Source organism: Ilyomonas limi (assembly GCF_005233845.1).
GTDB classification, from domain to species: domain Bacteria; phylum Bacteroidota; class Bacteroidia; order Chitinophagales; family Chitinophagaceae; genus Ilyomonas; species Ilyomonas limi.
Genome location: NZ_SZQL01000018.1, coordinates 82272 through 108144, shown reverse-complemented (window position 1 = coordinate 108144; position 25873 = coordinate 82272). Strand labels below are relative to the sequence as shown.

The 25873-nt window shown below is 39.8% G+C and carries 19 protein-coding genes and 1 CRISPR repeat array; all 19 genes read left to right on the top strand.

Features of this window, described 5'->3' with window-relative positions; genetic code table 11:
* The first annotated feature begins 403 nt into the window (after positions 1-403).
* Positions 404-1090: a CRISPR-associated endonuclease Cas6 gene (locus FC093_RS19095; RefSeq protein WP_137263407.1), complete on the top strand. Its 687-nt coding sequence runs from the start codon at positions 404-406 to the stop codon at positions 1088-1090.
* On the top strand, positions 1090-3738 hold the full coding sequence (cas10, locus tag FC093_RS19090) for a type III-A CRISPR-associated protein Cas10/Csm1 (protein WP_137263406.1): 2649 nt from the start codon (positions 1090-1092) through the stop codon (positions 3736-3738). Before FC093_RS19095 ends, cas10 begins: the two co-directional genes overlap by 1 nt.
* A 23-nt stretch (positions 3739-3761) precedes the next feature.
* Positions 3762-4277 (top strand): type III-A CRISPR-associated protein Csm2, encoded by a 516-nt coding sequence (gene csm2, locus FC093_RS19085; protein ID WP_137263405.1) that lies wholly within the window; start codon positions 3762-3764, stop codon positions 4275-4277.
* A gap of 26 nt (positions 4278-4303) precedes the next feature.
* The gene (gene csm3, locus FC093_RS19080) at positions 4304-5032 is read left to right on the top strand and encodes a type III-A CRISPR-associated RAMP protein Csm3 (protein WP_137263404.1); all 729 of its coding nucleotides are present in this window, start codon (positions 4304-4306) and stop codon (positions 5030-5032) included.
* A gap of 3 nt (positions 5033-5035) precedes the next feature.
* Complete coding sequence (gene csm4 / locus FC093_RS19075; RefSeq protein ID WP_137263403.1) at positions 5036-6040, top strand: type III-A CRISPR-associated RAMP protein Csm4; 1005 nt, start codon at positions 5036-5038, stop codon at positions 6038-6040.
* 9 nt (positions 6041-6049) lie between these two features.
* Positions 6050-7189: a type III-A CRISPR-associated RAMP protein Csm5 gene (gene csm5 / locus FC093_RS19070; RefSeq protein WP_137263402.1), complete on the top strand. Its 1140-nt coding sequence runs from the start codon at positions 6050-6052 to the stop codon at positions 7187-7189.
* Positions 7190-7218: 29 nt separating this feature from the next.
* Entirely contained in the window at positions 7219-8688 is a 1470-nt protein-coding gene (locus FC093_RS19065; protein WP_137263401.1) for a hypothetical protein, read from the top strand.
* A gap of 158 nt (positions 8689-8846) precedes the next feature.
* Positions 8847-10214 (top strand): ATP-binding domain-containing protein, encoded by a 1368-nt coding sequence (locus FC093_RS19060; protein WP_137263400.1) that lies wholly within the window; start codon positions 8847-8849, stop codon positions 10212-10214.
* A gap of 11 nt (positions 10215-10225) precedes the next feature.
* Positions 10226-11203 (top strand): CRISPR-associated endonuclease Cas1, encoded by a 978-nt coding sequence (gene cas1 / locus FC093_RS19055; protein WP_137263399.1) that lies wholly within the window; start codon positions 10226-10228, stop codon positions 11201-11203.
* Between the two features lie 3 nt (positions 11204-11206).
* Positions 11207-12232 carry a CRISPR-associated primase-polymerase type B gene (locus FC093_RS19050; protein WP_137263398.1) on the top strand — a complete coding sequence of 342 codons (1026 nt, stop codon included), beginning with the start codon at positions 11207-11209 and terminating at the stop codon, positions 12230-12232.
* Positions 12229-12702: a CRISPR-associated endonuclease Cas2 gene (gene cas2 / locus FC093_RS19045; RefSeq protein WP_137263397.1), complete on the top strand. Its 474-nt coding sequence runs from the start codon at positions 12229-12231 to the stop codon at positions 12700-12702. The genes FC093_RS19050 and cas2 overlap by 4 nt, the downstream gene beginning before the upstream one ends.
* A gap of 102 nt (positions 12703-12804) precedes the next feature.
* Positions 12805-14665: direct repeats of the CRISPR family, unit length 37 nt; unit sequence GTTGAAGAACATCATCCATTAGAATAAGGATTAAGAC.
* A 17-nt stretch (positions 14666-14682) separates the two neighbouring features.
* Entirely contained in the window at positions 14683-15231 is a 549-nt protein-coding gene (locus FC093_RS19040; RefSeq protein ID WP_317129055.1) for a sulfatase/phosphatase domain-containing protein, read from the top strand.
* Between the two features lie 412 nt (positions 15232-15643).
* On the top strand, positions 15644-17065 hold the full coding sequence (locus FC093_RS19035; RefSeq protein ID WP_137263396.1) for a Gfo/Idh/MocA family protein: 1422 nt from the start codon (positions 15644-15646) through the stop codon (positions 17063-17065).
* A gap of 551 nt (positions 17066-17616) precedes the next feature.
* Positions 17617-20865 carry a sigma 54-interacting transcriptional regulator gene (locus FC093_RS24145; RefSeq protein WP_206106628.1) on the top strand — a complete coding sequence of 1083 codons (3249 nt, stop codon included), beginning with the start codon at positions 17617-17619 and terminating at the stop codon, positions 20863-20865.
* A 399-nt stretch (positions 20866-21264) separates the two neighbouring features.
* On the top strand, positions 21265-22497 hold the full coding sequence (locus FC093_RS19025) for an NAD(P)/FAD-dependent oxidoreductase (protein ID WP_137263395.1): 1233 nt from the start codon (positions 21265-21267) through the stop codon (positions 22495-22497).
* 50 nt (positions 22498-22547) lie between these two features.
* The gene (locus FC093_RS19020; protein ID WP_137263394.1) at positions 22548-23534 is read left to right on the top strand and encodes an alpha/beta hydrolase; all 987 of its coding nucleotides are present in this window, start codon (positions 22548-22550) and stop codon (positions 23532-23534) included.
* A 176-nt stretch (positions 23535-23710) separates the two neighbouring features.
* Positions 23711-24466, top strand: a complete 756-nt coding sequence (locus tag FC093_RS19015) for an SDR family oxidoreductase (RefSeq protein WP_137263393.1) — start codon at positions 23711-23713, stop codon at positions 24464-24466.
* A 301-nt stretch (positions 24467-24767) separates the two neighbouring features.
* Positions 24768-24959, top strand: a complete 192-nt coding sequence (locus FC093_RS19010) for a hypothetical protein (RefSeq protein WP_137263392.1) — start codon at positions 24768-24770, stop codon at positions 24957-24959.
* A gap of 68 nt (positions 24960-25027) precedes the next feature.
* Positions 25028-25804 carry an alpha/beta fold hydrolase gene (locus FC093_RS19005; protein WP_137263391.1) on the top strand — a complete coding sequence of 259 codons (777 nt, stop codon included), beginning with the start codon at positions 25028-25030 and terminating at the stop codon, positions 25802-25804.
* The last annotated feature ends 69 nt before the right edge of the window (positions 25805-25873 follow it).

Here is a 25873-nt window from a genome sequence, read left to right as displayed (position 1 = left end):
GCTACAACCTTTAAAATCAACCGCTTATCATACCGTGAAAGGCGGTTAGGACGAACACTAAATTGTTCAACTTCTTTAGACATATACACCTGATTTTGCGTATAGCCATTTCAGGACAAGACATTAGGGTCCGTAAAATATCTATAGCTATACAGCAGATGCTGGTAATTTAGCCGGAGCGGTATATAATAGTGGAATTGTTTAAAAAATAACGTAATAACGATTGCAAATACTGTTTTTACATGTAGCATACGGATTATCTATCATAATAGCCGGTGGTTTGCCTTGCTGTCACACATTCTTCCTTATTTGATGCGATAGGTTATCTGATGGTACAGGTATATTCTTGTACTTGAGTCGTAGAAATTTTTCGGTAAAAAGATTTTTTCTATATATTAGTCCGATGAAAAAACTCAAAACCCTGTTTGTTCAATTTGATGATACGCTTGCTGCATGGGAAATTCCTTCTTTCAGAGGTGCTGTAATAGAAAAGGTTGGCCGTGAAAATGTTTTATTCCATCAACACAATGGAAAGGAAGGCTTTATTTATCAGTATCCCGTTATACAATATAAAAGTGTACAGCAAAAGCCATCCTTACTGTGCCTGGGAGATGGCGTGGATGAAATACATAAGTTTTTTGGGCTGCGAAACTGGGATGTGCATATCAACGGAGTAAAGCATGCCCTTAAAATTCACCGGCTCGACATGAATAATATAACGGTCAACGTTTGGGAAAAACAATTTAAATACAGCATACAAAACTGGCTGGCTTTAAATGAGGTCAATTACCAGAAATATGTACAGTTGAACAGTTTAAAAGAGAAAGTAACCTTGCTGGAGCGCTTACTTACGGGTAATATTCTCTCGTTTGCAAAAGGCATTGAATGGCGGGTTGAAAAGCCTGTAACAGTAGCCATACAGGAGTTGAAGGGGGAGAAAATAATCAGGTATAAAGGTGTTCCTTTAGTGGCTTTTGATGTTATTTTTAGCTGCAATGTTTTTTTGCCTAACTATCTTGGCTTGGGGAAAAGTGCAAGCCATGGATTTGGGGTAATCAGACAATTTAGAGAACTAAGAAACCAAGATTAATGGACTATATCAGAGAACAAATTTATTTAGCAGGACTATTGCATGACATAGGGAAATTTTATCAGAGGGCAGATGAATCAGGTGCAAGCACATCAAAAAATTTGAGTGATAATGTAAAGGGTTTAGAAAGAATTATTTGCCCATTACATCCTGTCAGTAAAAAATATAGCCATAAACATGTATTGTGGACAGCTCAATTTTTTGAGGACTTTGAAAGTCATTTGAAACAATATTTAATGTTTACTCCTGAATTTTCTTACGACGCTATGCTTCGTTTAGCGGCTGCTCATCACCAACCTACCTCTTTTCCTGAGAGGATAATTCGCAAGGCTGACCATTATAGTTCAGGCGCAGACCGTTCTGTAAGTACAGAAGCCTGGAAAGATGCAGAAGAAGAAGGGGATAAGAAATGGGATGCATTTAAGAGGATATCAATGCGCAGTGTATTTGATGAAGTAAGCCTCACAGAAAGTAAAAAGATTTCAGAGATTCATAAACTACCAATTAGTGAAATAAAATTAGATAGAAGCTTCTTTCCGGAACAATCAGATTCAGAAAATACGTATGAGGAAGTCTGGAAAAAGTTTATTGCAGAATTGCAGCTTATTCAAAGCCGCGATTGCCACAGCTTTAATGAAAGCTTACTTTTTCTGCTAGAAAAATACATGTCACGGATTCCGGCCAGTACCATAAATCTTCCTGATGTATCCTTATACGACCATTTAAAAACAACGGCAGCTTTTGCTATTTCCTTATATGACTATGTGGTTGATAAGCATTATTTTCAAAGCGAGACTTTACCGGATAAGGATGAAAAGCCATTTGCTTTAATTGGTGGTGATCTTTCAGGCATACAACAGTTTATTTATAATATTATAGCAAGGGGAGCGGCAAAGAACTTAAAGGGCCGCAGCTTTTATCTGCAATTACTGGTAGATAATATTGTTCAGCTTATTTTAAATGAATTTGCCTTGCTAAGTGGTAATATCATTTATGCCAGTGGAGGTGGATTTTATATTTTAACGGCCAATACAATCAATCTTCCAGAAAAATTAAAAAAGCTGGAAGAAAAAATTGTGGAACATTTATTTAATGCGCACGGCACAAGTCTCTTTCTGGCATTAGATTATGTGCCTTTTGGTGAAGCAGATTTATTTTATAAAGAAGGAAGCTCGAGAACCATTGGCGATATCTGGAAAGAATTAAGTGATAAACTATCAGCGAAAAAAAGTCAGAGGTTTAGCCATTTGCTATCTACTAAATTCAAAGAATTTTTCGAACCTATAGCAGTATCGCCAGAAAAAGCTAAAGATGCAATTACAGGGGAAGAGCTTAGCGAGGGCGCATATAAATTAGATAAGGAAGATAATGGAAGAGGTGCTCTGATGATTAATAAAACCACTTACCAGCAAATAGAGCTTGGAAAAAAGCTAAAGGATGCAGATTATTGGATATTTTCACAGAAAGAACTTTCCTATTTTCCTGATAAAGCATTTGAACCTTTAGGTTTGAATTTGTATAACTACTTTGTTTCTGAAATCAGACTTAAAGAATATGAAGAAAGACTAAAAGGATCTGCAGATAATGTACGGGTATTACGAATTAACAATACTAATTTTCTTCAATCAGCTTCTAAAGGCATTAATAATGTTTACGGCTTTGAATGGTACGGCGGCAATAAATATGCGATCAACCAATTTGGAGAGCCAAAAGTTTTTGAAGAACTAAGTGGTATAACATTGAATGCACCAAACTCGAAAGAAGACGCCAAAAGAGAGTCAGGACCTTCTTTGGTGCGCCTCGGTGTGTTAAGAATGGATGTCGATAACTTAGGTACCATTTTCCGGCGTGGCTTACCTGAAAGTAAACGTTCTTTCAGTCGTTACAGCACGCTGAGCCGGAGTCTTGATTATTTTTTTAAGGGCTATATAAATACTATTTGGAAAGACAATAAAGAATTTTCAATGTACACCCAAATCATTTATTCAGGCGGTGATGACCTATTTATTGTAGGCAAGTGGGATGTTGTAATAGAAATGGCTTATGCTATACAAAAAGAATTTAAAGAATGGGTGTGTCATAATCCTGATATTACGCTTTCCGGTGGCATGGCTTCGGTTGGTCCGAAATTTCCTTTGCTAAAGGCTGCAACGTATAGTGAGCGATTTGAAAAGGCAGCGAAAGATTATATAACTGATAAAAGCGCAAAAAATGCTTTTTCCTTCATAAACTATACACAGTATATAAGTGGTAAGCCACAAGAAATAACGATGGCTTTTAACTGGCCGAATGAATTCCCATATATTCTACAGCTAAAAGAATACATAAAAGTCTTACTATATAAAAAAGATATAGCTGAAGGATTTCCTTCCGCTATGTATAATTTAATGCAGCAGGCTGACTTTTATTATGATGAAAAGGAAAGGCGGTATCTGCCAAAAGCAGTAAGAGTGATTTGGCTGACAGCATATCAATTTAAACGTTCTGCCCAGGAAAAGAGTGACGCAGCAAAAAGCTTTTATAAGTCATGGGTACAAAATATTATGACCGGAAGAATAGACGAGGTACCGGATACGTCTTATCATGCTTTACAACTATTAGCAACTGCAGCCCGCTGGGCATCATTAGAAGAAAGAAGTAAATTATAAACTTAACCCAATAACACTTTAATATGCCTGACTATAATCAAAACTATTCTCGCCAAAGTGGAGGATATCAAGGTAGTAATACACGCGGAAACGATAGTGGATTTAGAAAAGAAAAAGCAACTTTTGATTTTAACCCCTGGAATGAAAAAATTAAAACATGGGTAAGAAATGAAATTGATAAAGAAACAATTTCGTTCGCAGATGAATTTGGAGGTTTCATTGCCGGAAAAGCACCAAACAATAAAAACGAGGCACTTACCACCTCTCAAATCCGCATAGCTTTTGGCGAATTAAGAAAAATTCAAATGAATGGTTTTAATGAAGAGAAAACCAGCTTTTTGATGCTAAAAGCCAAGTTAGCTTATGCTGTTAAACGTCATGATAAAATAGGGCTGACAGAATTTTACAATCTTTTCAGTAAAGCCTATAATGAAGTTGATACAAAGAACGTAGAAGCGGGGACAAAGCAATTTGATAATCTCTTACAGATAATTGAGGCTGTATTAGCTTACCACAAATATCATGGTGGGAAAGAATAATTTATTAATCTATAATTTAAACTACAATGGCAAATAAGCTCATTAAAAAAATTGAAATAACAGGCATGATCACTTTGCTTACCGGCTTACATATTGGTGGCACCAACAGTAGTATGTCTATTGGTGGTATTGATAAAGCCGTTATCCGTAATCCACTAACTAATCAGCCTTTTATTCCGGGTTCCTCTCTTAAAGGTAAAATGCGAAGTTTATTAGAAGTATCAATAGGTGCTAATCTTCAAAGATCATCTGCACAAGTGCCTAACGGACCTTCTAAAGATGGCTCTGCTGCCGACTTGTTTGGAAACGCAACTGGTAATGATACACAGAAGCCTTCACGCATTATTGTACGTGATTGCGTTATGACAAATGCAAAATATGTATTTGAAAAAACTGAGCTGCCCTATACGGAGGGCAAAACAGAAGTAGTTATTGATCGCATTACTTCGGCTGCTAATCCACGTCAAATTGAACGTGTACCCGGAGGCGCTGAATTTTCATTAAATCTTGTAGTAAACATTTGGGAAAAGGATAATAATGAGGAGGAACTGATGAAAAATTTATTTAAAAGTCTAAAGCTGCTGAAAGATGATTACTTAGGTGGGCATGGTAGCAGAGGATATGGACAAGTCGCTTTTGAAATAGCTGATATCAAAGAAAAAAATGTATCCTCCTTTTACAGTGAAACAGGCAATAGTGCAAAATCTATTAAAGAAAAATACAAAGCAGAAGTAGAAAGTCTGCACCAAAATTAACTTATGATTGTTGAGGTTATCAAACTGCATTTCAACACACCTTTGCATATTGGCCGTGGTGCTATTGAGCTTGACAAAACAAGCAGTATTTATCATTCAGATGCTTTAAAATCAGCACTTTATGCAGTAGGTCTGTCTTATTACCAGGAATGGGAAACAATGCCTGACTCTTTTTTTAACAGCTTCCATATTTCATCCCTTTTTCCTTTTTGTGAAGAAGAACTGTTCATGCCTAAGCCTTATTATGGTATACGGTTCGATTTTGCTAAAACAACGGAAGAAAAACAAGCTAAGAAAGCAAAGAAGATATCCTTCATCAGTGCCACCATGTTTAGGCAATGGATGGAACAAAGGGATAAACCTTTGGCAGTAGAGGAAGCGCAGGTTAGCCCGGGCGGTAGCTATTTATTCAGCCATCCTAGTAAGACAAAAGCATTTTTGCATGCCGAAGTACAACAAAGAGTGCAGGTGCCGTCTGAAGGCGAAGATGGTGAATCAAGACCTTTCTATTTTGACCGCTTATATTTTGAAAGGGATGCTGGACTTTTCTTTCTTGTACATTTTCATAACGAAATGATACGTCAACAGGTGCTTCATGCCCTAGCTATTTTGGGTGAATTAGGTATTGGTACTGACCGTACTGTGGGTAATGGCCTTTTTTCTTTTGATACAAAGGTTCATATTTCTCCCTTTGAATTTCCGGATAGTTCCCAAGGCAATTTCCGGCTGAATCTTGGTTTGTACCTGCCAAAGCGGGAAGAAGTCTCTTTGATTAATCTGGATGAAAGTTACTGGCAGTTAAATAAACGGGGAGGGTACATCGGAGGCAGTAGCCATGAGAAGTTTATGTCACTACGTAAAGACTGTATTTATTTTTTTGCAGAAGGCAGTGTGTTTAAAACAGATCACGCTTTAAAGGGGCGTTATACCAATTTAAGGCCTGAATTTAATGATGTTGAACTACATCCGGTTTATCGTTGCGGGCAACCTTTATTTATTACCATTTAAACCTACGTTATGGCAAAGGCGACATTTACAACCTTAACCCCTGTTCATGTAGGTAGCGGACAAACTTTAAGAAAAGGATTTGACTTTATTCAGGAAGGAAACAAGATCGGTTTTCTAGACATTGATAAAATAGTAAATCTTATAGGTTCAGATTCTATTCCCCAATTGTCTGCGGCTATTGAAAAAGGTGAACCTTTGGGGGAGTTTTTGCGTAAAGGCAGAGGATTTAAAAATTATAAGCTGGAAGACATTTGTGTCAGAATAGCTGAAGCTGTTAATGTAAGCGCCAATACCACTGAGCTAAAGGAGCATTATCGTGTTTCCATAAAAGGCGCTTGTATTCCAGGAAGTTCTTTAAAGGGAGCTATTAAAACAGCTATCTGGGAATCGCTTGCTACAGATGATTTTCTTAATGCTTTAAAAAGAACCGACTTTGGCTTTCCGCCTAAGTGGAAGGATGCAACAGTTGATAAAAAGTTATTTGGACAAAACGCTAATGAAAAATCTACCCGTTTCCTGAAAGTAGGAGACTGCCATTTCACTGATATTCCTACGCAGATTTGTGAAGTTGGTATCTACAATGCTTATCGTAAAAGTTGGGATTTTAAAAACGGCAATAGTTTTTTAGCAGAAGTTATCCCGGCCCATTCAACTGCTCAAACTGAGATTAAATTAGACCGGCTATTGCTAAAATGTAATATCGAAAGGTATGGAGAAAAGTGGCAAGCTACTGATACCAGCTTTATCACTGAAGATATTCACCTTTTTTGCGAACGGATTAATACATATACGAAAACGCTAATAAATTGGGAGTTTATGGACCTTGAAAACAATGGCTTTGATAGAGAGAAAGAGGGTGAAAGGATGTTGGATACTTTAAATTCTGTTTACAAACAAATAGAAGAAATTGAAAAAAAGCAAAGCAATGAAACAATCCTTAGGGTAGGTGGTAGTAGTGGCTGGAAGTTTACAACAGGTGGGTGGATTACAAAACCAGCAGTACCCATAAGTGATGAAGATTACCTGCAATTAAGGCGAACTATTCAAAAGAGGGACTACAGTAATATGGATTTCTGGCCTAAAACCCGAAAAATGACTATTGGTGGAATTGCTTTAGGGTTTGTAAAAATTAGTTTTAAAGAACATTAATCTAGCTATTCATGTAAAGCGTCTATGACATGAACTTTTTAGTACTTACTATAGGTAACAGTGATCTGCAATTTGATCGAAATGAATTAGAGCAATTAAGCAATACGGACTATTATCTGCATAAAGATGAGAACGGAGAATACTTAATCTTTTCTGATAACTCAATTGCGCGTCTGACAAGTAACAGGAACTATTTCAATTGGTTTTTAATTAGGGAGAGCCGTAAAGACGGTGAGGTGCTTCTTAAAAACATAGATAAGGTACAGCACTTACTTCACTTCCCTTTGATTGCACCTATAATTCAATATTTAAAAGATAACAACATTGAATTAAGTAAGATTGCTTTTGTTTATACAGATCAACAAGACATAAATTTTAGAAAATCTGATACTTTATTTACAAAAGAAATCATAAAGCTATGGTTACAAACTATTTATCCTAAAATTTTCTTTGATGAAATAGGTGTAGATAAAGTAACTGATATTGATCACCTATATCCGAGATTTAGAAATAAAGTAAAATTTTGGAGGGAAGGTTTAGATGAAGGTTCACATGTTTATCTTGCCGATCAGGGCGGTATTGACCAAATCAATCAATCTATACGTCTGCAATTATTACAGGCATTTAAAAGTCGAGTACACATCCTGCAAAAGGCTGAAGAAACTGCTACGAAAGAATTGGCATTCCCTCAATTATTCATAAAAGACTTAATTAGGCAAAACATCATTAAACATGTAAGTGATTATGATTTTGATAAAGTAGACGACACATTGCAGCCGGAGAGTTGGGTGATAAAACTTTGTAACTATGCTTCATCCCGACTTATGCTCAATTATTCATCTATTAGTAATATCCAACAGTTATCTAAAATGCTTCGTTCTATTGACCTGGGCCATTTAGCACCAGACCTTGAATGGAATAAAATAGGCAGAGTAAAACAAAACAGGATAAAGATTGTTGATCTCTATTTAGCGGCTAAGATTGCATTTCATCAGAAAAGATATAATGAATTTTTGTGGCGGATTTATACTGTTAATGAAAATCTGACTCAGGATGAAACGGACAAATTGCTTGGCTACGATAGTATGCATGAGCATTTCAAACCAAACCTGAACATAAAAGATGAAAACCCGAAATGGAATGAGGCATTAAATAGCATTGATTCCTGTTTATTACCTTCTTTAAAAGCACAAGGAATTTATACCCACAATCCTAACCGATTCTCTTATAAAGCCATTTATCTTTTTCTTTTACATAATGGTAAAATTGTTGAAAGAATGCCAACTGATGATTTTATCCAGTTAACTGATACAATTGAAAGTCTCTCAAAAAGACGTAATGGTTTAGCTCATAAGATGGGAACAATTACAGAAAGTGATATAAAGAAATTGATACCAGACGAAGATTGTTTTTTCTCCTATCTGGATACATGGCTTTCAGTAGCCAATTTTGGCTTATATGATGATATTAGAAAGCACATTTTAATGCACTATGAATAACGTTAAGCTCAACGCCTAACAAACAGAAGCCCTGCCTGCTTTAACGAATTTTATCAGTCGGGCGATGCCATTTTTATTCTTAACGGGGCTGCCGGTACCGGAAAGACAACACTTATTAAAAGCTTTTGCCAGCCGTTATTATTGTAGATGAAGCCTCTATGATATCGCATTTGCCGGCGGCGGACAGCCATACCGCCCGCTTTGGCAGCGGCCACCTGCTGAATGACTTGTTGCAGTATGCCGGTACTGCCAAAATTGTTTTTGTAGGCGATGCCTGCCAGTTGCCGCCTGTTGCAGAAGCCTCCCTGAGTGCAGCCCTGAGTCCTGCATACTGGAAGGAGCAGCACCGGGCAGCCCGGCTGTTTACGCTCACCCAGATAGTACGACAGCAACAACACAACGAAATACTGGAAATAGCTTCCCGCTTCCGGCGACGCATAGAACTGGCAGGTGCAGACAATTTATTGTCGCTGCCGGTACCCAAACAACGCAATGTTTTTGCCACATTAGGAAAAGATACCTTTTTGAACTGCTATTTTATGGCAGTGCAGGAAAAAGGGCTTACCCAAACAGTAGCCATCTGCCATAGCAATGCCCAGGCACACGACCTCAACAACCTCATCCGCCGCCGGCTGCATAATAAGGCCGCACTGCAGGCGGGCGATTTGCTCATGGTAGTGCAAAACAGCTACGGTACTGAACTCGTAAATGGCGACCAGGTACTGGTAAAAGAAGTAACAGGCAGCAGTAGCCGGGCAGGATTTTCCTTTATAAAGATAAAAGTAGCATCACTGTTTGCCGGTAAGGAATACCAGGTGCTGCTGATTAATGACTTGTTGTATAATGATCAACCGGCACTTACCAGCGATGAAGTAAAGCGTTTGCTGATAGATTTTGATGAGCGGATGCGGCAGGAGAAAGTAAAGCGCAATAGCGAAGAATACAAAAACAGAATGAAGAAAGACGAATACCTGAATGCCCTGCGGGCAAAATATGGCTATGCCATTACGGTACATAAAGCCCAGGGAGGCGAATGGGATGTAGTTTTTTTGTACCTGAACAGTTCTGTTTACAGCCAGGTGTATCATAATAAAGGTGGCAGACATCCCGATGGTGCCGACCGGTATCACCGCTGGTTTTATACCGCTATTACCCGTGCCAAACAAAAGCTGGTAGTAAATGATTGTCCCTTTATAGAAAAGTTTGCTCAACGACACCCCGAAGAAAACAGCCGGTACTGGAGAGACCTGCAAAAAGCAAAAGCGGCCGCAGCCACACGGGTACAGGTATATACACCGGGCCGGTTAACAGGTGTGGTAAGCAAGCTGCTGAATCAGAACGAGCAGGGCGTTAACGGATTTATTAAAACAGATAATACAAAAGAAGAAATCTATTTTATCCTGTCTGCTAAAAATCCGCTTTATCCTATCCTCCAACCAGGACTGAAGCTTTCTTATGAAATTATGCCGCCTAAAGGAAATAAAGGTCCTAAGGCAACCCGTATTCAAACCATTGCTGCCCGCTAAAAACAAATAATATGACGCTTGTTCTAAACTCTTTCGGCGCATCGCTTACCAAAAAAGACGGACTGTTTTATGTAACTTCTGCCGAAACTTCGCAAAGTATTCACCCGCAGGATGTAAAAACGATTATGATTAGCCGCAGCGCCAAAATATCATCGGATGCCATTTTGCTGGCGGTAGAAAACGAAATAGATGTGCTGTTTGTAGATAACCTGGGTAAGCCTAAAGGCAGGGTATGGAGCGTGCAATATGGCAGTATCTCCGACATCCGGAAAAAGCAGGTAGAATTTTTATACGGACCTACCTGCATTGCATGGGTAAAGCAGTTAATTGCCGAAAAAATAAATAACCAACTTGCACTTTTACTTACATTTAAAGATGGGTGCGATACAGCCGACCAGCGGCGGATACAGGCAGCTATCAATAGCATCTCCGACCATCGCAGCAAAATAGAAAAAACGGATGGTGAAGTAATTTCGGATGTGGCGCCCTCTATACGGGGATGGGAAGGCGCTGCCGGCAGGCGCTACTTCGAAGCTATCAACCTGGTATTACCGCCCTCTTTCCGGTTTGAGGGCAGGAGCCAGTACCCGCCGCATGATAAGTTTAATTCCATGCTAGGCTATGGCTATGGCATTTTGTATGGAAAAATAGAAGGCGCGTTAATAAAAGCCGGTATCGACCCCTATGTGGGCGTTTTTCACCGCGATGAATATAACCGCCCGGCACTGGTATTTGATGTAATAGAAAAATTTCGCATCTGGGTGGATTTTGTAATGATACGGCTGGCACAACAGGAAGTACTGGACGATGACTGTTTTACAAATAAAGAAGACACGGTATTGCTGGATGGGCTGGGCAAGCGTATTGTGATACAAAGCATGTACGACTACCTGGCAGAAATTATAGACATTAAAGGGCTGCCCCGCAGCCGCGCCACCCATATAGACCTTTATGCACAATCGCTTGCACAGGAATTTTTAAAAGCTTAGCACATGCTTTATTTTGGAACTGCTATTACTACCCCCGCCGATGTACTGCAACCTATTGCTGTGGATACGCTGCACCAAGCGTTGCTACATCCCAAACCTAAAACACGCCAACTGATAGACCAGTTGAGAGTGATACAAACACTGGATAAAAACAGCTACAAGACACAAAAAAAGCTATTGCCTTACCTCGTATGTGCCGCTTTTAAGCCCGCCATCCGCCGCCGCGAAAACTTTTTATACATCGAGTACTTTTTCATTGACCTGGATGGCATTGCCGGTCATTTTGATAAAGCAATGCTTTGGCGGCAACTGGTCACCGATAGCAGGCTGGTACTCCTGTTCACTTCGCCCGGCGGGGATGGGCTTAAACTACTATACCGGCTACAGGAGCGATGCCGCGATTACGGATTGTTCAGCGCTTTTTACAAGCAATTTGTTCAGCACCTTGCCAGCCGTTTTCATTTGCACCCGGTGATAGATACGGCGACCTCTGACGTTACGCGGGCCTGCTTTATCAGTTATGATGAACATGCGTATTACAATGCCGGTGCAGCGCCCGTGGACATGAGGGAGTATAACATGGAAGAACCGGAAACGCTGTGGCATGCTGCACAGCAGGCATCCACGGCTTTTGAAGAAGAAAAGGAAAAGACCGGCAGTGAAGTAAAACGACCTACAACATCACCCGGCAGCGAGGTGCTGGCTGCCATCAGGCAAAAGCTGAACCCGCACTACCGCAAGCCCGAAAAGAAACAATACTATATACCGCCCGAAGTGGATACATTCATTGAAAAAATAACTGAAAGGCTAAAAGAGTATCAGCTTCAGTTACTGGAAACCAGCCCCATTCACTACGGGCGAAAACTGAGAATCGGCACTACCGGTATGTGGGCGGAGATTAACCTTTTTTATGGCAGCAGGGGTTTTACTTTTGTAAAAACCACCAAAACCGGCTCCAACAGCCAACTGGCCGATTTGTGTGTGCAGGTGCTGGAAGAAAATTTGTACAACTCAAATAAAGCAAGGTGAGCCGGCCACGAAAAACAGTGCAAAGCCTGGAGCAGCGGCTGCAAAAAATAAAAGATGCAGGTCTTGCCCTTGTACCAGTAAGGGCAACAGTATTTGAAGCAGATGAAACATTGGCAGAGCGCATTAAAAAGATACTATATTTACTGCAAACAACGCCGGTAAAAGCCACCCGAATGACTTTTTTGATTTTGTACGATATAGAAGACGATAAAGTGCGCAAAGAAGTAGCCAAGTACCTGAAGCAAAAAGGCTGCATCCGCATACAGAAATCGGTTTTTATGGCGAGTGCCGAACACCTGCTATACGAGCAGATGTATAAAGACCTGCATGAAGTGCAACAGCATTACGACAATAGCGACAGTATTATTTTGGTGCCTTTTAATACCACCGATGCCCGGAGTATGAAAATTATAGGTAAAGATGTGCAGGTAAGCACCATTATAAACAAGCCGAATACGTTATTTTTTTAAATTTGTACGGTAAATAATGAAAGAAATGCGGGCACAAAACATGCCTTTTGATTTGCAAACAACAGCTATAAGCCTGAAAATCAATTCAAAAGCAAAAATGCTGTTGAAGAACATCATCCATTAGAATAAGGATTAAGACATAGCCTGCTTGGTCTGGTAATGGCTGTGTACAATAGTTGAAGAACATCATCCATTAGAATAAGGATTAAGACCCGATACTTTCGTTGTATGACAGAATTTGTCTGTAAGTTGAAGAACATCATCCATTAGAATAAGGATTAAGACTTAGCCGGTGCAGGTGCAGTGTTGTTAGCGTTAAGGGTTGAAGAACATCATCCATTAGAATAAGGATTAAGACCCCTTGTAAGACTTCTCCAATGCCTTCAATAAAATGTTGAAGAACATCATCCATTAGAATAAGGATTAAGACCTTTGGGAGCTTTGCGACCTTTAGGCCGAGGTGCAACAGGTTGAAGAACATCATCCATTAGAATAAGGATTAAGACCTGCTGTAGCGGCGTTGTTAGCGTTAAGGGCTGCAGTTGAAGAACATCATCCATTAGAATAAGGATTAAGACTTTGCGTATATGGTTCACCTTTATAGTTTTTATTCAGTTGAAGAACATCATCCATTAGAATAAGGATTAAGACACAATTAACCGCATCTTTAATGCTTATTTCGTGCTGGTTGAAGAACATCATCCATTAGAATAAGGATTAAGACAATATGTTTTGCGCCATTGTCGGCTGACGAATAAGTAGTTGAAGAACATCATCCATTAGAATAAGGATTAAGACTAATCACCAGATTCACAAGGCGATTCCCTGTCCAAAGTTGAAGAACATCATCCATTAGAATAAGGATTAAGACTGAAAGCAACTTTTTGAGAAGCATCGTTCACCAGGGTTGAAGAACATCATCCATTAGAATAAGGATTAAGACCTATGTGTTTAAGTACCCATGTGGAGGCTTTCCTACCGTTGAAGAACATCATCCATTAGAATAAGGATTAAGACAGTATATATTGCCATTATTATTATTGGATAGGCAAGTTGAAGAACATCATCCATTAGAATAAGGATTAAGACCAATTATGCTGCATATAATGAATTTATATAGATGATGTTGAAGAACATCATCCATTAGAATAAGGATTAAGACTTCTCCGGTAGTTTCCATTTCTCCCACAAACGCTTGGTTGAAGAACATCATCCATTAGAATAAGGATTAAGACTTTATAAATATTTTCAATCCTTTTTTTGCTTAAAGTTGAAGAACATCATCCATTAGAATAAGGATTAAGACCATTGTAAGCTTCGGCCGTTGCTTTGCTGGCCGCAGTGTTGAAGAACATCATCCATTAGAATAAGGATTAAGACACGTTATTTTCATCCCTATCCTTTTTAGATAAGCTTGTTGAAGAACATCATCCATTAGAATAAGGATTAAGACACGCGACCTATTCTTCATCATCCTCGTTTTCTTCAGTTGAAGAACATCATCCATTAGAATAAGGATTAAGACTTTATAATTACTTTAAATAAAAGCCACTGTAGAAACAGTTGAAGAACATCATCCATTAGAATAAGGATTAAGACTTTATAATTACTTTAAATAAAAGCCACTGTAGAAACAGTTGAAGAACATCATCCATTAGAATAAGGATTAAGACTAAATTTTGTTTCCATTTTGCTGTTATCGTAGTTGTGTTGAAGAACATCATCCATTAGAATAAGGATTAAGACTTGGTGCTTGTGCCTTTGTCCACAAACATTACTACATAGGTTGAAGAACATCATCCATTAGAATAAGGATTAAGACGCTTTTGTTTTTCAATTGAGCCAAGTGCTGCCAGTTGAAGAACATCATCCATTAGAATAAGGATTAAGACACTCTATATCCTGCATTATTTGTTCGAGCAGGTAGTTGAAGAACATCATCCATTAGAATAAGGATTAAGACTCTGTTAAGACCGTAAGATACCAGTTGACTATACCATCTTCATTTTTACAAGTGATAATGGTCCATGGCTGAATGCACCGCCACGCATGTTTCAGGATGGCTTTACCAAACTGTATCATGTAGGTTCGGCGGGCATATTCAGAGGATGCAAGGGTATTTCATACGAAGGTGGTCATCGCGTTCCTTTTATTGTTTACTGGAAGGACCATACGCTTTCCAATGTTGCATTAACCCAATCTTTTTCAAATCTGGATATATTACCCACGCCTGCCGAATGGACACATACCTCACTGCCACGCAAAATGCTCGACGGACAATCGGTAGCAGGGCTGCTTACTGATAAAAATTATAATGAACCACATCGCCCCATTTATTATCACAACTATGAGCCGGAAGGCGTGCGGGACGGCGATTGGAAGCTGCGGATAACAAAGAAAGATAGCACACAACTGTACGAACTCTATAATCTTTCCTGGGATCCTTCGGAAAGAGTGAATCTTTTTGAAGATGCGAAATATGAGATGCAAAAGCAACATTTGCTAACGCTTTTCAAAGCCTATCCGTGAAATAAGCAATAGAACGGAATTCAAGTAGGTTATGTATAAGCTGCAAGCGGTGAGCCGCGGGTTATGAGCATATCCTGCTACTTATTTAAAAATAGATGGGCAGTGTTTGGCAGTCATCTGTGCAGGTATTTGTTTTCATGCTGCTGTTGTGTAGCCGTAAATATGTTCGTATGTATAAAAATTCTGAAAGAAGATGTATAATACCTGTAATTTCCTGTAATTAAAAAGTTAAGCAAACGTTTTCGTAAAAAATGAAAGCATTAAGTATGTATGTTTATGTCATTAAACGATTGCCTGGCGTAAACATCATGCTGTTTGCCTTTCCGGCACAATATCACTTGTAAATGCAGGACAACATAACTGATTCAAGCGAAATAAATTCTATTTTTAAATAAGTATAAATATTTAGTAAATGAAAAATAATCGCAGAGACTTTTTAAAACTTGGCGGATTAACAGGATTTGGAATTTTAGGTGGCGGCGTTCTGAAAGGCGTGGCGGGAGAATTGGCGAATACCAGCGCTAACGGTAAATACTACCAGCCGCTGAAACAGCACTTTAACATGAGTGGTTATGCCGCACCTAAACTAAATACCGTGCGGGTAGGTTTTATAGGGTTGGGCATGCGCGGCCCTACACATTTAAATAACATGACCAAACTGGAGGGCGTTGAAATTAAAGCCGTGTGTGACATTCGTCCTGATTTTGCTGATAAGGCACTAAAAATGGCCAAAGGTGCTGGTCATAACCCGCAGGTTTATTCGGGTACTTCTGATGCCTGGAAAAAGTTGTGCGATAGTAAAGACATTGACCTCGTATTTATTGCTACGCCCTGGGATATGCACGTGCCCATGGCGGTATATGCCATGCAGCAGGGCAAACATGTATGTATTGAGGTACCGGCTGCCGTAACGCTGGAGGAATGCTGGCAACTGGTGGAAACATCTGAACAAACCCGCCAACATTGTATGATGATGGAGAATTGTTGTTACGATTTCTTTGAACTGCTTACATTAAACATGGCAAGGCAAGGTTTTTTTGGAGAACTTGTACATGGCGAAGGTGCTTATATTCATAATCTGTTGGGACTTAATTTTGATAAAGATGGGTATTACGAAATGTGGCGCCTGCGGGAAAACGTCCGGAGAGACGGAAACCTGTATCCTACCCATGGTTTGGGACCTATTTGCCAGCTCATGAATATTAATCGCGGAGAAAAAATGGATTATCTGGTTTCTATGTCAGGCAAAGATTTTATCATGGCAGGCAAAGCAAAAGAACTGGCTGCAAAAGATAATTTCTTTGAGCCATATGCGTATGCGCATTACCGTGGCAATATGAACACCACTTCTATTCGTACCAATACCGGGAGAACCATTATGATACAGCACGATGTTACTTCTCCCAATGTATATTCCAGAATCCACAAAGTAGTGGGTACCAACGGAACGGCATTAAAATATCCTGAGCCGGGAAAAATCTCTAACGGCGGTGAGGATTGGTTGAATGAGCAGGAAATAAAAGCATTAACAGAAAAATACCAGCCGCCTATTGTAAAAAAGGTGGGCGAACTGGCAAAGAAAGTAGGCGGTCACGGCGGCATGGACTTTTTGATGGACTGGCGCACCATAGATTGCCTGCGCAACGGATTGCCGCTCGATCAGGATGTATATGATGCTGCCTTATGGAGTGCTATTGCGCCGCTTACCGAGCAGTCGGTAGCTAACCGTTCCGCCACTGTAGATGTCCCCGACTTCACTTCCGGATCCTGGGAAACCAATAAGCCGGTTGATATTTTATTGAAGGAAGGTGGTAATACACAGGTGAAATTATAGGCTATTAACCATGATACTGAAAGGTGCATTTCAAATGTTCGCATCATAGCCCCGGCATGTTTGCCGGGAGTGGTAAACGGGGCAGGATAAGGGTTGTAACCAAACAGCGTACGTACTTTTGGCTATAACCCTCATCTGCCAACATACATGCCGGGCAATAAACTGTTATCAGCGAAAAGTTGAAATGCATCCAATACCACTTGCTACCTTCCATATATTTGCCCCGTTGCACAACTTTAATCACCCCTGTACCTGTCCCCCCTTCCTTTCATTTGAATTGCTAATGCAGGCAATTTCACTCTATGTATTTATCAGCGCATCTTAGGCAAACGCAATCAACCTGCATATACATTTGAAAACACTAACAAGCAATAATAAAGCGCAATTATCCGGTTTGTGTTCCACTTAAAACAAAATAAGGACCACCCGGTAAACAATTTTGTAGTTTTAGCCAGCTTTTTCTGACTCATAAGACTTTGGACCTCATTATGGTTATGATAAGGCTTTCTACGGAAAATGAACTTCCAGGATAACTGCAAAATGCATTCAACATGAAAACTGCCCCGAAGGTTGAAAATGTAAGAGAAAATAAGACCCAGGCGAACCTGGCACAAAACGATATCAACCCGCTTCGGGAGCAGCTTGCTTCTTATGAACAGGAAAAACATATTCTCCTCGATTTAAGTAATGATATTACGAAAGTTCGCGAGAAGAATGACCTGATCAGGATTCTTTCGTCGAGGCTAAAAAGTTATTTCTATTTTACACATGCTGTTGTTTCATTGATTGATCGAAAAAGCAACACTTACTATCCTTTCCTGCTCGACAGAGCGGCATTACCCATTAAGCACCGGACTGAACTTCCCACATTATTAAACCTGCATTATGTTTTAAGTGATCCATTTATTAGCCAGGTTGCCGATGCAGCATTACCAGTGTCTTTTCTATTGGATGAAATAATAGATAAGCCCGGCATACCGGCATTTCTAAAAGTGAATTATGAATGTGGTATAAAAGAAACATTGATCGCGAAGTTGAAGAATAAAATGGAAACCATTGGATTTCTGTTTATTTATTCTGACCGGAACGATAGTTTTTCGGATGATTTTAAAAAGGTGGTACAAGCTATAGTGCCACACTTGTCCAATGCAGTTGCTAACATTATCATTAATGACGAGATGAGCTATAAAGAAAGGGAGAATGAGATTTTGCTTTCACTAAGTAATGATACCGTAACCGTTCGGAGTAGAACAGACTTGCTGAAAGTGATCAACTTTGGTTTAAAGAAACTGATCTATTTCACACACAGTGTAATGACTGAATTAAGTGAAACCGGCGAAACCTATCATGCCTTTTTACTTGATCCGGATTCGCAGGCAAAAAGGTTTCCCGAATATACCGAAGCCATCACTACGCCAAATCCAGTACAAGATGGCATTTATGATGTTGCAGCAGTCTCCGATAAACCCGTAGTGTTTAATATGTCCTCCATTGAACTTTCCAAAGCCCCACTTTGGTTCCGGCTTAATTATGAAGCGGGTGCAAAAGAAATGTTGATGAAAATACTGCCGGGTGAAGCCAAACACAAGCATGGTATCATCTTATTTTCAAACAGACTGAATAATTTCACCGATAAGTCAATAAATATTATTGAACGCATTTCCAGCCAATTATCCACCGCTGCAAGCAATATTTCGGCAAATGAGGAGATACTGAGAAAAGAAAAAGACAAATCCTTCCTGCTGGAATTCAGCCATGATATAGCGTCTGCAAGAACAAAAAACGAGCTTAGTGCAGCCATCCATCAGTCCCTAAAAAAGTTAAGCGAGATAAGCGCTTATTTTATACGCACCATCAATGAAGATGGCGTTACCATGAGTCCGTTTATGCACGATGATGAAGTGCATTATATCAATACGCCCGAATTTAAGGAATTGCTTGCCACTAAAATTCCGGTAAATGTTGGTATAACAGCAAAAGTATTAAGCAGTCATGCTCCGTTATTGATTGATCTTGGAGAGGAGGCGGGTAAAGGAAATACAGATGCGTATATAGAATTCTGGAAGAACTTAAAATCGGGTAAGGATGCTTTTCAAAAAATTATAGGCACGCCGCTCAGGTTTGGTAGCGCCACGTTAGGCATTCTTTGGGTAATAACCAACAAAATAAACATGCCTATTTTGGAAGGAATATGCGACCAGATTGCAGTGGCGATTTCCAACATACAATCCAATCAGGAAATCGCAGAAAGGGAAGCTGAAAAGACGATATTGCTTGCTTTAAGCGAAGAAATTGCGGCACTACGAAGCAGGAATGATTTGTTGCATATCGTGAACACCAGAATTAAAGCGTTGTTTTCAGTTAAGGAGTTTGGCATCGCGCAGATAGACGAAGATCAATCCTCTTACAGCGCCTTTGTAATGGACCTCACCGGGAATATTACCAATCATCCGGGTTTTAAAGAAATTACTTCTGCTGCATACAGCGTAAATGATCCGCTGTTCAGCCGTATTATGCATGCGGAAGATCCGGTACTCCTGGATATAAACAACATTGCAGTGGAACAAGGAATGCCTGAATTTGTGACCTTTTGGAAGCATGTAGGGCTGCAGTGTGTGTTAGCCATGGCATTGCGTGTTGGTGGAAAAAACATTGGTTGTGTTTTCCTGCATATCAACCGTAATGAAACAGAAAAAATAAAAACTAATTTACTAAAAGCGGTATGCTCCCATTTATCGGTGGCTGTTTCAAATATTCTGGCGAATGAACAGTTACTTGCCTATAAACGAATGCTCGAAATGGAGAACGATCATCTTAAAGAAGAGATCAGAACCATTTACAATTTTAATGAAATTATTGGCAATGGTACAGCCATGCAAAAGGTATATCATTTAATGTCGCTGGTAGCCGCATCCAATTCTACCGTTTTATTGCTGGGCGAAACAGGAACCGGCAAGGAATTGATTGCCCGTGCTATTCATAACGCATCGCCGAGAAAAGACAAGCTGATGATAAAGGTAAATTGTACCGCACTGCCGCCAAACCTCATAGAAAGTGAGTTGTTTGGTCATGAGAGAGGTGCTTTTACCGGCGCAACCGAACGAAGGATTGGCAAGTTTGAGCTGGCGAATAACAGTACTTTATTTTTGGATGAAATAGGCGAATTGCCACTTGATATGCAGGTTAAATTATTGCGTGTTATCCAGGAGCGGGAACTGGAGAGAATAGGCGGAAGAAACACCATCAGCATTAATGTACGGATTATTGCCGCCACCAACCGCAACCTTGAAGAAGAAGTAAATGCAGGTAATTTCAGATCTGATCTTTATTACCGCCTAAACGTGTTTCCCATTCAGTTGCCGCCACTACGGGAAAGGCTTGACGATATAGAGCCACTGGCTTATTTTTTTCTCGCCAGGTACAGTAAAAATACGGGCAGGAAAGTAACCGCTATTTCTTCCAATGTACTTAAAGAATTAAAGGCTTATCCCTGGCCCGGCAATGTAAGAGAGCTTGAACATTTGATTGAAAGAAGTATCCTGCTCACGAGTGGAAATGTTTTGAAAGAAATACAGTTACCCAAAAACGTCGGCAAAGGAAAAGTGGATGAACTTGATATCTCGTATAAAACACTACATGAAATTGAACGCTCACACATTATAGAAGTATTAGTGCGGTGCAATGGAAAAATTGCGGGTATCGGAGGAGCGGCTGATGCTTTAGAAATGCCCCCTACCACCTTGCACTCCAAGATGAAAAAGTTAGGTATTTCAAAAAAGGATTATTTCCAAAAAAAGTAGTAATTAATTGCTGATAATATTTCTATTTTTAAACGTTTCGTCATGGCCTTTTACATCATAAAATGATAACTACTACAATACATTTCCTTCCTAAATTCCTTCACTAAAAATACCCGTTCCTACTTTTAATTTCTGCAACCGATACTGCTTACTACAACCACAGTGTTTATTTTCCTCATCAGCCTTTAGTATTAAGTAATAATTTCTTATTCAAGACACGATATTTCGTTAATCCTGACGTGCTTTGACGAAATATCGTGTGAAAAAAGTTAGCTCTTTTTCGCAACTTATTGTAGGCTAACAGGTTATATGGCGGCACATACATTGCAAATCCAGTGCAGACTTATTTGAAATTGTTAGATTGGTAGCAGGAGTTTTAAGAAATTGTAAAAGATAAAAATGAAAAAGCAACTTTTAATAATAGGTGGTGGATTTGCCGGATTCTGGAGTGCCATCAGTGCCATTCGCCAGAGCAGGGTAATTAAAAAGAGAGGAGATATTGAAATAACACTCGTTAATCCCGATAACGAAGTTACCCTACGCCCAACGTTGAATGAGCCATTATTAGAAGGACTGCGCTTTGAGCTGGATAAATATTTAAAGCCATTAGGCATTCATCAAATTTTTGGGAGAGCTGAAATAATTCATCCTGAAAAAAATGAAGTTATCATCTCAACAGTTCAAAGTCTTAGCAACTTCCATTATGATTATCTTATTTTAACAACAGGAGCTTCATTAAGAATGCCGGATATACCTGGTATTGGCAACACTTTCAAAATTGATTCGTTTGCTAATGCACAGATACTCGAAGACCACCTTATTGAGCTTGCAAAAAAAGATTTTAATGAAGAAGGTGCTTCTACTTTTGTGGTGGCAGGTTCAGAGTTTACCGGTCTTGAAACGGTAACCAGCGTTGAACAAAAAGCACATACTATTCAGCTATATTATTCCGGTAAAAAATCAACATTCAGGAGTATTCTACTGGAAAGTGAAAGCAGAATGGCTTCGCAGTTTTCAAAAGCGTGCAACCAATATGTACAGGATGTAATAACATCAAAAAATATAGAGGTTATAACCGGTAGCGAAATAATAAGGATTGAACCAGCATTTGTTCTTTTACGCAATGGAGATCGTATAGCCACAAGAACAGTCATTTGGACAAAAGGCTTGGCTGCCAGTTCGCTTACGCAGTTTTTCAAGGGTGCAAAAGATGAATTTGACAGGCTTCATGTTGATCAATTTTTGAAATTGCCAGCGTATAATAACGTTATAGCAGCCGGCAATGTCGCCCATTCGTCCGGGCAAGGAACTTCCTCATTAATGGATTGTCAATATGCACAGTTTGAGGGAAGGTGGGCTGGGCATAATGCAGTAAACGATTTATTTGGTGTTCCTATGAAAAAATATGTGCAGCCAGGTTATGCCAATTGTATTGATTTAGGAGAACCACAACCGCAATGTATCAACGATGCGGAGCGGGATCTGCAAAGGGAAAAATATTACCAGACAGCAAAGGAGAAACACATCAACAGGATAACGATGTATCCCTGGCAGGATGTTGAAGAAACGGTGAAAGCATCCGATCCTGACATGCTGGTTCAATATACCCAATCCATTATATCCCGTTTCTGAAAATAAAATTTGCACTACAACAATCTTTAACAACTATAAATACTTCAATTATGACACCGCAAAATAAAGGGGTAAAAGCAGAAGATGACCTCCGCATTCTTTCTACAATCAGGGAGTTTTTAAAAGTGCTTAATTCAGGAGATGGAAAACCCATTGAGCAGCTCACTCCAGCAGATGCACGCCAGGTATTGGTGAATGCACAACAATCAGTAACGGTAGATTATGCTGGTATTGAAGAGTCCGAACGAGCAGTAGTGCACAATGATGAGGAGATTAAAGTGCATATTGTAAAACCGGTGGGCGTTAAACCCAATGCTCCTGTTTTTATATTTATTCACGGTGGTGGATGGGTGCTGGGAGATTATCCAACACACCGAAGATTGGTGAGAGACCTGGTAGTGGCAAGCGGGGCAGTGGCGGTATTTCCGGATTATGCGCCATCGCCCGAAGCACAATACCCGGTAGCAATTAACCAAATATATGCAGTAACAAAATGGGTGGCTGACCATGGCAATGAAATTGGTGTTAATGGAAAAAACCTTGCTATAGTAGGCAATAGTGTGGGTGGAAATATGGCAGCAGCCGTAGCATTGATGGCAAAAGACAAAAAAGGCCCGGAAATAAAATTACAGGTACTCTTGTGGCCGGTAACCGATGCCGATTTTAATACCGGTTCTTATAAGGAATTAGGCGAAGGAAGATTTCTTACCAGGAATATGATGATCTGGTTTTGGGATAATTATTTGCCGGATGTAAATAAGCGCAAAGAAATCTATGCATCCCCACTGCAGGCAAGTGTTGATCAATTAAAGAATCTTCCGCCAGCCTTAATTCAAATAGCGCAAAACGATGTGCTTCGGGACGAAGGTGAAGCTTATGCACAAAAATTAGACGAAGCCGGTGTTCCCGTAACCATTACGAGATTTAATGGTTTGATTCACGATTATGGTTTGCTGAATGCGATAGCCTACGTTCCTGCGGTGCAAACTGCATTGCTTCATGCAGGTGCGAGTATCAGAAAAGCACTCGCTGATTAATTCCATTTATCATTATTTCCGAAGGATAAGATCCATTTAATTATTTGCTTCTTTAAAAAACAATGACAGAAGTGAAAGGATAATACTATGTCTCAAACTCATTCCTCACACGTATTTCTCAACAGTAATTTTTTCTCTAACAATGGTCTTAATAAAAGACCGCAAAAATTAAAACTATGAAAATTGTAGTAATCGGCGGAACAGGGCTTATTGGTTCAAAGCTCGTAAACAAGCTTCGCCAGCTTGGTCACGAAGTAGTAGCAGCATCGCCTTCTTCGGGTGTTAATACCATTACCGGTGAAGGTTTGGATGAAGTGCTGAACAATGCGCAGGTTGTTGTTGACGTTTCCAACTCGCCGTCTTTCGAAGACAAAGCAGTGATGGCGTTTTTTAAAACTTCTACCACCAATCTTCTGAAAGCAGAAAAAGCAGCAGGCGTTGGTCATCATGTTGCTTTGTCAATCGTAGGTGTTGAACGTCCTTCTAACATTGGCTATTTCCATGCAAAAGAGGCGCAGGAAAAGCTCATCAAAGAATCAGGTATTCCGTATAGCATTTTACATTCTACACAGTTCTTTGAATTTGCAGGCGGGATTGCGAAATCTGGTGAAGTTGGTAATGAAGTGCACGTTACAACTGCATTGTTTCAACCCATTGCTTCCGACGACGTGGTAGCTGCTTTATTTGATATTACCATTGGGGCACCGCTCAATGCTACTGTGGAAGTTGCCGGTCCTGAAAGGCTGGGTATGGATGAATTTGTTGGAATGTTTCTGAAAGAAACAGAAGATTCACGCAGGTTGGTGCCTGATAAAAATGCCCCTTATTTCGGAGCAGTAGTAAACGATCAAACACTTGTTCCCGGCGAAAATCCGCGCATTGGTAAAATCGGGTTTAAAGACTGGCTGCACGCCCAACACGCAATAGCGTAACTATCATTCGAGTATTTGCTTCTTCCCAATTGAAACGAAGATGACGGGTGTTAGTTCGTTGAGAAGGCTGTAAGGGCGTGCACTTTCCACCCGTTCGTGCATGAGGCAACCCCACGTAGGCGCGGCGTCTCTGCGGAAACCAATGAGCTAAACAATGATTCGAAGGTAAAGGCAAACATATTTGAATGGAACGCATTGTTCTTATTAAAATGAACTTATTCATTCCAAAGATTATAGAATAAAAAAGCACATCAGTAAGCATTGCTTTAAACACATATTCAAATCACAAAAATCTTCAGCCATGTTCACATTTCTTTCTCATACACCTAAAGAAAATTCCGGGGGAAGCCATTATCCATCAGAAGAAATGCAGGAAAGCATACATCCATATCTGCATGAAGTAAATATAACGGAAGGCAGTGAATTTCTCGATGATGCTATTGCAATAGAAGACCAGCCATTGGATATTACAGCAGCGAATAAAAATGAATAAGCTGGCAAACAAGTACTGCTACAAACGGTTTTGTAATTCAACAATTCTTAATCAAAAAAACAAGTTTTATGTCTACATTACAAGAATTTTCATCAGATGCTTCAATTGCAGAAGCTGCCATTTTATCCCGGCCACAACCTGCACCGGCTCAATCTATAACAAAAGGAGTAAAAAATGTAGTATTAGTACATGGCGCTTTTGCCGATGGTTCCAGTTGGGCAAAGGTTATTCCCTTGTTACATGCCAAAGGGCTTAATGTAATTGCGGTGCAAAACCCGCTCACTTCATTGGAAGATGATGTGGCAGCTACCAAACGTGCTATTGCACTCATGGATGGACCGGTATTGTTAGTAGGACATTCCTATGGCGGAATGGTTATTACCGAAGCGGGCAACGATCCTGAAGTAGCCGGACTGCTTTATGTATGTGCGTTGATACCAAACGACCAACAATCTGTAGGAGATGTTGTAAGTGCATTTCCACAGGCACCAGGCAGTGCTGAGTTTAAACAGGACGCTTCAGGCTTTTTGTCGCTCTCTTTAAAAGGAATCAATTCCTATTTTGCCCAGGACCTTCCCGAAGAAGAAAGAAAAGTAATATTTGCCACCCAGGTTCCCTGGGCAGCAGTAGCTACAACACGTAAAATAACCAATGCAGCCTGGAAAATAAAACCATCATGGGCTATCATTGGTACAGAAGATTATATGGTAACTCCTGATTTGGCAAGAGCAGAAGCAAAGATGATCAAAGCAAAAACGCTGGAGCTTACATCGAGTCATGTTCCTATGGTATCGCAGCCGAATAAGGTAGCAGATTTCATTATTAGCGCAACGCAGGCATTGTAAGGAGTGAAACCGGTATCAATTATAAACTTTATTGAAATTACTATTGGAATACCTTTGTGAAGCGCAAAT